The organism is Pseudoalteromonas sp. TB64 (genome assembly GCF_000498095.1).
Lineage (GTDB): Bacteria > Pseudomonadota > Gammaproteobacteria > Enterobacterales > Alteromonadaceae > Pseudoalteromonas.
Genome location: NZ_AUTQ01000008.1, coordinates 1 through 8,523 on the forward strand (window position 1 = coordinate 1; position 8,523 = coordinate 8,523).

The following is an 8,523-nucleotide window of genomic DNA, read 5'->3' on the forward strand; positions in this document are numbered from 1 at the left end:
CCTGGCCAGTTACCGGCTTCAGCTACACCTAAAATGGCACGAAAGATACTAAGGCTCATTACGCCCTGTGCAAATGCATGCGCAACGGTTGCTATTGACCAAACACCAATTGATAAAACAAAACCAAAACGTGTACCAACCCAGTCAAATATTTTACCAAAAATTGCCTGACCAAATGCATAAGCAAATACAAACACAATTGAGATGTTAGCGTATATTTGTTTACGCTCTAATGCAGATTCATCAGGAAATAAATCCTCAACAATATCAGGCCAAAGCACACTAAGTGCTTGGCGATCTATATAGTTGATAATGGTAGCTAGCGCAATTAACGCTATAACCCACCAACGTAAGCCTTTAAGTTGCATAATTAATCCTCAAGAAAGTCTTCACGCGCTGGGCTAAAAGTATCAATCAGGATTCCGCCTGTTGGGCAGGTAGCTCCATGATCAGCAAATGGTGGGATTAAGCAGCTATCACCCGGTTTTAAGATTTTAGTTACGCCATCAATGTTAAAGTGAAATTCACCTTCAACAACATACGTTACTTGAGAATGTCTGTGAGCATGGTTATAACCAATAGCCCCTTTTTCAAACCAAATTTTAACAGCCATTAGCTCTTCGTTATAACCTAACATTTGACGTTTTAGACCATTTCCTAAATCTTCAATTTCGGTCTCGTTGCCAAATGAAAAGTGTGCGCTTTGCTTTTGCATCCTATTTACTCCTGATTATTGTTCATCATATAAACGCCTAATCGGCCGTTTAAAGTGAACTCTTTATTTTGATAATTGAATGTGTTTTTAGCTGATGTTTGTGCTTTGTTGATAGCAACTAAATATGTCTTGCCTTTAATCTCAAGCTCAACAAGTGTTAGATCGCCCTGCTCGCTATATTCAAGCCCTGTAACTCTACTTACTGCTTCTAATGTATATTCTTTACTTGGGTTATATTCACCGTGAGGCTCTAATACCGATATAAATTTATGTTGTTTTTGAGCCTCTACGCGACGAATAAAACCGTTTTCGTTGCGTAAGTTAAAATGAGGGTCATTTGCACCAATTTGAGTGAACAAGAAAGACTCATCACCTTTAACTAAACTCGTTTGCGTATAAAAACGACCGTTTTCGTTCAACCACGTTACTTTAGCTAGACCACTTTCTGGCTGTGCCTGACCTTTAAGCCATAAGTGTTGATAACCATTTTTAGTACCTAGTGCCGATAATTGCGTTGCATTTGCTTTTAGCTCAAAGCTAGTATCAATAAGTTGACCTTTATAATGTAAAGGTAAGTCAAGTTGATGAGCTTTATCTGCAACAACGTCAAATACATCAAGTGCAAGGGTGCTTTCAAGTTCTGGTAAGTTAATTAATGCAAGTGTACGCTCAAGGTCAACGCCTTTATATGCAGTACTTATTTCACCACTTGATACTGTGCCAAATTCGTTTGTTTCGAAAAAGTTAAGCGTTGGGTAGTTATTATTTCCTACTTCAACATTTGCATCAAAATGCGTTGTTTCATCAACAACAACTGTATTGTGTGCAACAGTATGTTTAGCATAGGTTTCATTTTCTGGTAAGTAACGACCGCCATATTTAGCTTCTACATTTAAAAAACGTGCTGCGCCGTAATCAGATACAATTTCATTACCATGATCGTAAAACTGCCAAGTAAGCTTATCAAAATGACCATGACCTAAACCTTGTGCTGCTGGTTTAAATAATAGCGCTTGATCGCCCCCTACTTCCGTTCGCATTACGACAAGAGCACCTTGTTTTCCATCATTACCATCGCCAAAAGCGACTGATTTAAACGTGTAAGGTGTTTCTAATTTATTATCAAGTGCTTGTGCTACTTTTAGTCCATCACCAGAGAGGATTATTTGATCTTGTTGCTTAGCAATATCAAGGTAGCCTGCGTCGTTAGTTAATCCATACGCTGCAGTTACACCATTCACTAACTCAATAGTATCGATACCTTTACTTTTTATTGCATCGTTAATTGGGAAGAACAACCCGTTGTAGCTAAGTTGAATAGTTGTATCAATCGCCTTTAATAATATGCCATCGCGGTATTCAAATATTTTTCGTTGCGGTTCGTTGTTTTCAATCGCTTTAGCAAACGTTACAAATGGTAATAATGCAAAACGTTGATAGTAAGGGCCTTCGTTATAGTAACCTTGTGGTGAAAACAGCATTTCTAACTGTTTAATAAAACCACCCTTACCCGATTTTTCTAAATCGTATAATGATTTTTCTACCCATTCTGGCTCATTTAAAACGTAACCTGCCATACCAACACCAGCTGTTGCCCATGTTCCATGGTTGTGTACTTTATTAAATGTTGAAGGTTGTCCTACCGATGTAAACAACGAAACTGGACGTAGTAAGTCGTTTTCAATTGTTTTGATGTTATCGGCATTTAACGAGTCATGAATTAGATCATAAGCTTGTATTGTGTACACAAGCCACATTGCTTCATTAAGGCTTTGCCAAAAGAATTTCCCTGGGTTTTGCGAGTCCATTTTACGTTTTGGATGCAGACCAAGCGTTGGGTATAATTTTGCATACTCAAGCAACATATCACGCACGTAGTTTGCATATTTATCATCTTGGCTTAGTTGATAAATGATGCCTGCGTTATACATAAGCTGATAATTTTTTTTGTGGCGTTCATGTGTATAACCACCACCACCATCTTTTGGTACAGGTACCGCAATTGGTTGAGCTATTTGTTCGTCTACTTGTGCTTTTAATAGCTCAAACGCAGTAGCAAATTTACCTTCGCTGCCTATTGCTTGGCGCATATGACTTACGTCATCTTCGGTAATTACTAAGTTAGGATGTGCAGCATATGCATCTACTGACAAAAAAGTCATAAATACACTTACTGCTATTGCTTTAATATTAAATTGACGCTTTGATAAATACATGTGTTTTACCTCGCCTTATTATTTTTGATTAAGGCTGTATGAGGTCCAGCAACAATTAACTCTTTAACACTAGGTACATTTGTTTTATCAAAAGTGTTGTTTGTAATCTCAGTTTTTGGTTCACCTACCGTGTGTTCAATAACAATAGGTGCAGACTTAACAAATGTATTATCTTTAATATTTGTTACCTGTACACCATGAACATAAACGCTATCGTGCTCTTTATTACGCTTACCTAAACCAACATTGTTTAGTTTATTGTTCACCATTTCTAGATGAGGACCAAACGTACTTTCGTCAGTTCCACCACGGTAAAGTTTAACAATACTGCCATCAACATCGTTAAACGTATTATTTTTTAAGATAACGTATTCAGCATTGTAAATACCTAAATCTTCAACTTCGGTATTAAGACGTAATATATCGCCAGTTACTTTATTAAAAGTATTGCCCGTAAGGACAATCTCATCAGCCATTGCACCTTTACCTGTTATAAAAAAGTGAAATGAGTGATTAATATCTAGATTAGTTAGGCTTGAGTTAGCCATTACAAAACGATAATTTTCAACCATGCCCCATTTTTGAGTACGTACAATACTGTTGCCAATTGCATCAGGGCTATTTTCACCAGAAATTGATAATCCATCAAGCTTTAAACTACCGCCATCATGAATTTCAAACAATGTAGAGCGTTGAAAGGTAAGTTTAGATTTACCTTTTTGTGTTGCTTTTAATGTTAATGTTTTATCTATTTTAACAAGTTTAGAAACATCATACTGACCAGGCGCAAGTTCTAATACGTCACCTGATTGGGCGTTATCAATAGCATCTAATAATGCACTAGCGCTTGCTTTAACTGAGTGTGTTTTACCAGAATCAAAATCAATTATTGCAGGTACTTTTGGATACCAGCTAACACCAGTGTCTTCTTTTGCTAATACTTTTAAATCGCGCTTAGCACCTACATTCAATGTTTTAGATGTAGGGTACAACAAACCATTAGGTGCTTTTTTAAGTGTAACTTTCTCTTGTTTAACGCCATACGTTAAATCAGAAAGAACTTTTGTATTGGCAATGTTATTACTTAAAACAATACCGCTAACATCATCAAACGCTGTGAATGGTTGCTGATTGTCTTCGTTGATAATTAAGTTGTTTTTCATAACACTGCTAATAGGTACAGCAGTACGTTCTGCATCACTACCTGCAGCAAGTTGAATATGTCGAACATTAATAAAAGTATTATTTTCTATCGTTGCGTTTTCAACTTGGTGATAGCGATTAATAGATGAATTTGGCACACCGTTCATAACAGTAAAACCACTGCCAAAACGATATCCTGTTAAACCTTGTAGGTAGTTATTTCTTACAATTTGATCTTTATTGATGATACGAATACCACCGGTATGGTCAACACCGTTACCGATAAAAATATTTTCTTCGATAATATTACCATTACCGTGGCGCAGCGTTAATGTACCGCGAGCTTCATAAAATACATTATTTCGTACAATATTTTTACCAGACTTAACTGAAATAATTTCTACTTCACCGTTGGTTTGTTCAAAGTAGTTGTTTTCAACTAAGGTGTGAGAATTACTTAATGAATAATGGCTTGTACCAATTCGAAGAGTTTCGCCACCATTCGAACCAAAAGTAGGACGGTAACCGAAGTAGTTGTTATCTATTTTGTGATAATTTTGCTGACTTTCTTCAGTGTTTAATCGAACCGCAACTGTAACACCTTTATTACGCTTACCAACAAGGTGACTGTGGTCAAAGCGATTGTGTTGACCGTATAGGGCAACCCAGTAATCTGATTCTCGTTTATCGGGGTTATTATAATTATCGATAACGACTTGTGTTACGCGTGAATGAAACGCTAGGTGATTTTTATCTTTACGAAATTCAATAACTGAAGAACTTGGAGTGTAACCATCTTTGAATATTAAACCTGAAACAACTAAATGTTTACCTGCTAATCTTAGGTTAGATTGACCAGATAAAATTACTTTACCGTTAGTTTCAGCTGTTAATAAAATAGGGGAATCTTCTGAACCTTGACCTTCTAATAAAATTTCGAAATCTGACCAAGTACCATTTTTAAGTGTTACTTTGTCGCCGGCAACCAACTTATTAGAAATATCATTAAAAGCTTGTTTACTTTCTACAAAATAATCTTTGGCTACAACTTGTGTTGATAGGCAACCAACGAGAACTAGACTAAGCTTTATTATATTAATCAAACGCATAGTTAACTCTTTTTTATTGTGACTTGAAGTAGTGCTTTATTAATGTGTAAAAAGTGGTGATTGAAAGCAGACTAAATCGCGTCAATTGATGTCATGTGTGTATAGCGTTTGGTTATATGCAAAGCAATATAACCAAACGCCCAAAAGTAAATTTATATTACTTTTCTAACTTTTTGAAGTAATCAAAAATTTCTGGAACATTACCTTGTCCCATGCCCGCATCAAATGCAGCCTGTAGGTTAGCTGACGAACCTTCAGCAATTTTAGATTCTGTACCTAAGTCTTCAACCATTTGTAGGAAGTAGCCTAAATCTTTGTTTGCATTAGCAATCGAGAAACCAAGGTCGCTAACATTATCAACTGCATAGTTTTTACAAAATTGCATAAACGGTGAGTTAGATGGACCAGTCGACATAATGTCGAAAAGTTGTTGGCGATCAACACCAGCAAGCTCTGCAACTGCAAATGCTTGTGACATAGCACATACTGTTGTCATGCCCATGAAGTTGTTGATAAGTTTAGTAGTATGACCTGCACCTAGCTCGCCAAGATGGAAAACGTTTTCACCTTGATCTTCTAATACTGGCTTAACTTTATTAAATGTCTCGATATCGCCCGCAGCCATAATGTTTAATAAACCATCTTTAGCGTGTGCTGGTGTACGACCTAAAGGAGCGTCAATCATGCCTGCGCCTTTAGCAGCTAAATCTGCGCCAATTTTCTTGGTAGATGACGGGATAGATGTACCGAAGTCAACTAAAACAGCGCCTTCTTTAATACCGGCTAAAATACCGTCTTCTGCATAAATGATTTTTTCAACAACTGCTGATGTTGTAAGACAAAACATAACAATATCTGAACCTGCAGCAAGTTCTTTTGCTGTACTTGCTGTTTTTGCACCTCTGGCAACACATGCAGCAACCGCATCTTTGCTAAGATCCATTACAATCAGCTCATAGCCTTTGTTTTGTAAATTTTCGGCCATATTGCCGCCCATTAAGCCAAGGCCGATGAAACCGATGATAGGTTTTGACATGAATAACTCCTAATTATGATGGTGCAAACTTTTATGAGTACGAGTAATGATTTACCTCATAAATAGGTCCGCTGTGTCGTTTATTTCAATTCAGTAGAGCAACACTAAGTTTTCGGTATTTGAATAATTAATTAATCATTTTCCTACTTAACCATTAAACAATCCTGGATAGGGTCTATTTATTTAGGTTATAGGACATAACTGATCACAAATTAATTAACACGTACTAATTTACAGCTCTGATTATTTACCAACAGTGTTAGTAGCTCAAACAAGTAAGCTTACCAACTGGTATGCAAAAACTTTATTACTATACACCTATTTTGTCAACCAATAAGTTAACCTTGTAAAACAACCCCTCTTACAATAAAGCAGGAGACTTAAAATATAACGATTAAAAAACAATAACTTAATTGTAAAAAGTGATTTTTTATACATATTAATACTTGTAAAAAATTAGATAACAAAATAATGACCAACAGGTTGACCAATAATAAAATAGCTACTGCATATATCAGTTGTATTTAACGTAAAAAGAATTGAGACAGGTAACTTTAATAAAAAAATTGGTAAGGCTAATCTAGTTTATAAACTCAATATTGCCTTATACATTTCGTTTAAAATCACTCTATTATTTATCAAAATTATTACGACCTACTTAACAGCGGCTTTCTGTACTCAAGCTACCGCTTCTAAGCAATAAAGCTATATAATAAGTAATAATGTCCAAGAGGTTGTAATTTACACCTATAGCCTACATTTATAGCCAAGATATATGTAAAGCATAAAATATACATTTATACTTATTATGCTTAAGCTTTCGGTAAGTACCTTTTATTCAAAGTTTCTCAAGTATTAAATTTGCACATTTACATATATGGTTAAGAAAAAATTAAAATTTATACAGTATGTAAATTTAAAGACTAAAACTAAGGTAGCCACAAATGCGCTTATTACACACTATGTTACGTGTTGCAGATTTAGAAAAATCAATTGCCTTTTATACCCAAATACTGGGTATGAAAGAACTTCGCCGTTCAAAAAATGAAGAATATCGATACACGCTCGCTTTTGTCGGTTATGGTGATGAAACTGACACCACCGTTTTAGAACTTACGTATAACTGGGATCAAGACGGTTACGATTTAGGTAACGCTTATGGTCATATTGCTATTGAGTTTGACGATATTTATAAGGCATGTGATGATATTAAAGCCGCTGGTGGTAACGTAAGCCGCGAACCAGGACCTGTAAAAGGTGGCACCACCGAAATCGCTTTTGTGAAAGACCCTGATGGTTATGCAATTGAACTTATTCAGAAAAAGGAAGATATGAGTAAGTTTTAAATTATTAACAGTTAATTTAAGTTAAATAAAAAAGGTGCTTAAAGCACCTTTTCTAACGTAACTGGCTGTCTTTACTGCCACGTCGATTAAATGCTTTAGATCTAGACCCCTCACCCTCGATAGTAGTTTGGCATGCAACACAATACCGCACTCCAGGTAATGCAAGTCTTCGTGCTTGTGGTATTTTTTCATCGCACTCGTCGCATAGTTCTGCACTTGCGCCTGATATTAAATTACTTCTTGCATACTGCACTGCATCACCAACACTTGCATCAATCTGCTCTTGAATTGCACCATCTCGTGCCCATCCGCTCGCCATAAATCCTCCTAGTAAAGTTGGATGTTTAATACTAATTGAATTAAAGCATTGATCATTTTAAGAACTAAAGGCATTACTAATAGCGTTAATATAGCTATACCAATTAGCTTTAACTATAAGCGCGATTTAACGACAAGAAGATTACACTCTAACAAAGCAAATAATTATATATCTAGTTGTTACAATAAGAGTTTTTAACAACGTGATAGAGTGATTTAATTCGTTAAATTGTTCAAATATTTATGCAGGTTGGTATTATTTACTATTAAAGCCTTTAATCATTATAAATAACTATTTGCTTAATACAACTGATGTGGATTTATGCTATCAAGTAAAACATTTATTAGTGCTGAATGGATTATAAATGAAATTATATTGAAATATACTAAGGAAAGTAAAATGGAGTTGCGGTATATGAAGGTTTTTAAATTATATTTAATCTTAACAACACTGCACTTCCCTATTAAAAATAAGTAAATGGCGTCTCCAAGAGATTAGTACTCTTGATAACGTCGTGCATAGAGTGTGCGGTGTCACACAGCTTTATACAATACTTAAAATAAGTAAGTGGCGTCCCCAAGGGGATTCGAACCCCTGTTACCGCCGTGAAAGGGCGGTGTCCTAGGCCTCTAGACGATG

The 8,523-nt window shown here is 35.8% G+C and carries 7 protein-coding genes and 1 tRNA gene; 1 reads left to right on the forward strand and 7 read right to left on the reverse strand.

What is annotated here, in order from left to right; genetic code table 11:
* The 5 genes from L647_RS0100205 to L647_RS0100225 form a co-directional block, all read right to left on the reverse strand.
* Positions 1-368: MFS transporter (locus L647_RS0100205; protein ID WP_029880314.1), on the reverse strand; the 368-nt coding region annotated here is incomplete at its 3' end.
* 2 nt (positions 369-370) lie between these two features.
* Positions 371-715, reverse strand: coding sequence for a cupin domain-containing protein (locus L647_RS0100210; protein ID WP_024609426.1), 345 nt, complete (start codon positions 713-715; stop codon positions 371-373).
* Between the two features lie 5 nt (positions 716-720).
* Positions 721-2,877 carry a heparinase II/III family protein gene (locus L647_RS0100215; RefSeq protein WP_253948823.1) on the reverse strand — a complete coding sequence of 719 codons (2,157 nt, stop codon included), beginning with the start codon at positions 2,875-2,877 and terminating at the stop codon, positions 721-723.
* Positions 2,878-2,936: 59 nt separating this feature from the next.
* Positions 2,937-5,183 (reverse strand): polysaccharide lyase 6 family protein, encoded by a 2,247-nt coding sequence (locus L647_RS0100220; RefSeq protein WP_024609428.1) that lies wholly within the window; start codon positions 5,181-5,183, stop codon positions 2,937-2,939.
* A gap of 157 nt (positions 5,184-5,340) precedes the next feature.
* On the reverse strand, positions 5,341-6,219 hold the full coding sequence (locus L647_RS0100225) for an NAD(P)-dependent oxidoreductase (protein ID WP_024609429.1): 879 nt from the start codon (positions 6,217-6,219) through the stop codon (positions 5,341-5,343).
* 944 nt (positions 6,220-7,163) lie between these two features.
* Between L647_RS0100225 and gloA the strand changes: the two genes are divergently transcribed.
* Positions 7,164-7,565: a lactoylglutathione lyase gene (gloA, locus tag L647_RS0100230; RefSeq protein ID WP_024609430.1), complete on the forward strand. Its 402-nt coding sequence runs from the start codon at positions 7,164-7,166 to the stop codon at positions 7,563-7,565.
* A gap of 52 nt (positions 7,566-7,617) precedes the next feature.
* Here gloA and L647_RS0100235 read toward each other — a convergent pair whose 3' ends face one another.
* A complete protein-coding gene (locus L647_RS0100235) occupies positions 7,618-7,884 on the reverse strand; it encodes a DksA/TraR family C4-type zinc finger protein (RefSeq protein ID WP_024609431.1) in 267 nt (88 codons plus the stop codon).
* Positions 7,885-8,452: 568 nt separating this feature from the next.
* Positions 8,453-8,522 (reverse strand) — tRNA-Glu (locus L647_RS0100240).
* Position 8,523 lies beyond the last annotated feature (1 nt).